This is a genomic window from Enterobacter cloacae complex sp. IR5418, from assembly GCF_049238105.1.
Classification (GTDB): domain Bacteria; phylum Pseudomonadota; class Gammaproteobacteria; order Enterobacterales; family Enterobacteriaceae; genus Enterobacter; species Enterobacter hormaechei.
On record NZ_JBMKHS010000089.1, the window covers coordinates 1 to 3,106 of the forward strand.

1 protein-coding gene and 1 pseudogene are annotated in these 3,106 nt (G+C 64.1%); both read right to left on the bottom strand.

Going from position 1 to position 3,106, the window contains the following annotated elements:
- Positions 1-51 precede the first annotated feature (51 nt).
- Entirely contained in the window at positions 52-3,018 is a 2,967-nt protein-coding gene (locus ACOTX7_RS24090; RefSeq protein ID WP_042863651.1) for a Tn3 family transposase, read from the bottom strand.
- A gap of 2 nt (positions 3,019-3,020) precedes the next feature.
- A pseudogene (locus tag ACOTX7_RS24095) lies at positions 3,021-3,086 on the bottom strand (helix-turn-helix domain-containing protein); the annotation flags it as partial.
- Positions 3,087-3,106: the final 20 nt, after the last annotated feature.

Below are 3,106 nucleotides of genomic sequence, written 5' to 3' on the forward strand. Positions count from 1 at the left end.
TCAGCATAGTACTGGGAAGGAGGGAGTGACCATCTCATTAAATAAAGCACGCTAAGCCGGTTGCAGCGGTCGTAGCGGCCTGAACTTGCCCGCGCCGATCTTGGCGCTGCTGCGCCAGAGGTAATCGCCGGTGAGGTTGATGTGCTCCCAACCGAGCGGCGACAGGTACTGCAACAGCGCGTCATCAATGGCATGGCCGTTGCCACGCAGCGCGTGCGCAGCCCGTTCCAGATAGACCGTGTTCCACAACACGACGGCAGCCGTTACCAGATTGAGGCCGCTAGCCCGGTAGCGCTGCTGCTCGAAACTGCGGTCGCGGATTTCACCCAGGCGGTTGAAAAACACTGCCCTGGCCAGCGCATTGCGCGCCTCGCCCTTGTTCAGGCCGGCATGCACGCGGCGGCGCAGTTCCACGCTTTGCAGCCAGTCCAGGATGAACAGCGTGCGCTCGATGCGGCCCAGCTCGCGGAGCGCCACGGCCAGGCCGTTCTGGCGTGGGTAGCTGCCGAGCTTTCGGAGCATCAGGGAGGCCGTCACCGTGCCCTGCTTGATCGAGGTGGCCAGCCGCAGGATTTCGTCCCAATGGGCGCGGACGTGCTTGATGTTGAGCGTGCCGCCGATCATGGGTTTCAGCGCGTCATAGGCGGCGTCGCCCTTCGGGATGTAGAGCTTGGTGTCGCCCAGGTCGCGGATGCGCGGCGCGAAGCGGAAGCCCAGGAGGTGCATCAGGGCGAAGACGTGATCGGTGAAGCCCGCCGTGTCGGTGTAATGCTCCTCGATCCGCAAGTCGGACTCGTGGTACAGCAGGCCGTCGAGCACGTAGGTCGAATCGCGCACGCCGACGTTCACGACCTTGGTGTGAAATGGCGCGTACTGGTCAGAAATGTGGGTGTAGAACGTCCGCCCTGGGCTGCTCCCGTATTTCGGGTTGATGTGGCCGGTGCTCTCGGCCTTGCTGCCGGTGCGGAAGTTCTGGCCGTCCGACGATGAGGTGGTGCCGTCGCCCCAGTGCTCGGCGAAGGGATGGCGGAACTGTGCGTTGACCAGATCGGCCAGCGCCGCCCCGTAGGTTTCGTCGCGGATGTGCCAGGCTTGCAGCCAAGCCAGCTTGGCGTAGGTCGTGCCGGGGCAAGACTCCGCCATCTTGGTCAGGCCCAGGTTGATCGCGTCGGCGAGGATCGTGGTCAGCAACAGGTTCTTGTCTTTGGCCGGGTCGCCCGATTTCAGATGCGCGAAATGCCGAGTGAAGCCCGTCCATTCGTCCACCTCCAGCAGCAGTTCGGTGATCTTGACGTGCGGCAGGATCATTGCCGTCTGGTCGATCAGCGCTTGGGCGGTGTCGGGTACCGCCGCGTCGAGCGGCGTGATCTTCAAGCCTGACTCGGTGATGATGGCGTCCGGCAGCTCGTTGGCCGTCGCCATACGGTTGACGGTGGCAAGCTGTGTTTCCAGCAGCGTCAGCCGGTCGTTCAGGTACCGGTTGCAGTCGGTGGCCACGGCCAGCGGCAATTCGCTGGCCTGCTTGAGGCTGGCGAATTTCGCGGGCGGCACCAGGTAGTCCTCGAAGTCCTTGAACTGGCGCGACCCCTGCACCCAGATGTCGCCGGAACGCAACGCGTTCTTCATCTCCGACAGCGCGCACAGTTCGTAGTAGCGCCGGTCGATGCCGGTGTCGGTCATGACCAGCTTCTGCCAGCGCGGCTTGATGAACTCGGTCGGCGCGTCGGCGGGCACCTTGCGGGCGTTGTCGCTGTTCATGCCGCGCAGCACCTCGATGGCGTCGAGCACGTCCTTCGCGGCGGGAGCGGCCCGCAGCTTGAGCACGGCAAGGAATTCCGGCGCGTAGCGGCGCAGCGTGGCGTAGCTTTCGCCGATGCGGTGCAGGAAATCGAAGTCCTCGGGCTGCGCAAGCTTCTGCGCTTCGGTGACGCTCTCGGCGAAGGCATCCCAGGACATGACGGCCTCGATGGCGGCGAACGGATCGCGGCCCGCCTGCTTGGCCTCGATCAGCGCCTGGCCGATGCGGCCGAACAGCCGCACCTTGGCGTTGATCGCCTTGCCGGACGCCTGGAATTGCTGCTGATGCTTGTTCTTGGCGGCGTTGAACAGCTTGCCCAGGATGCGGTCGTGCAGGTCGATGATTTCGTCGGTGACGGTGGCCATGCCCTCGATGGCAAGCGCCACCAGGGTGGCATAGCGTCGCTGCGCCTCGAACTTGGCCAGGTCGGCGGGCGTCATCTGGCCACCCTCACGGGCGATCTTGAGCAGGCGGTTCTGGTGCACCGACCGCTCGATGCCAGAAGGCAGGTCGAGCGCCTGCCACGCTTTGAGGCGTTCGATGTGTTCCAGCATGTGCCGCGAATTCGGTTTGACGGGCGATTGGCGCAGCCAGGCCAGCCAGGTCGTTTTGCCGTTGTCCCGACGCTTGAGCAGATCGTCGAGGCGGCGGCGATGCGCGTCCGACAGCGGTTCGGCCAAGGCATCGTAGATGCGCCGGTTGGCGCGGGTGATTGCTTCGGCGCTCGCCCGCTCGACGGCGTTGAGGGCAGGCAGAATGACCGACTGCTGCCGCAGGTGCTCGATCAAGGTGCTGGCCAGCACGATGCCCTTGTCGGTCTGCAAGGCCATCTCGGTCAGCAACTGGACGGCCTGCCGGTAGTGGCCCATGGTAAAGGGCTGGAAGCCGAACACCGTTTGCAGTTCGACCAGGTGCTCGCGCCGGGTCTGCTCCCGCTGCCCGTATTCGTCCCAGCTTTCGACGCTGACCTTGAGCTGGTCGGCGACCAGTTTCAACAAGGGCGGAAACGGCGGCTCATCGACGCCCAGGATGACACCAGGAAAGCGCAGGTAACAGAGCTGCACGGCGAAGCCCAGCCGGTTGGCCGGGCCGCGCCGCTGCCGGATGATGGAGAGGTCGGTTTCGCTGAACGTGTAGTGACGGATCAACTCATCCTTGGTGTCCGGCAACGCCAGCAGGCTTTCGCGCTCGGCGGCGGACAGGATTGAACGACGTGGCATATTTACTGATCCGTTCTCAAGTATTGATACAGGGTTTCGCGACTGATTCCGAATTCACGAGCCAGCTTGGCACTGTTGCAAAGTTAGC

Bases quoted from the DNA above. Each gene is read 5' to 3' on its own strand.
- ACOTX7_RS24090 (WP_042863651.1), bottom strand. From the start codon at position 3,018: ATGCCACGTCGTTCAATCCTGTCCGCCGCCGAGCGCGAAAGCCTGCTG.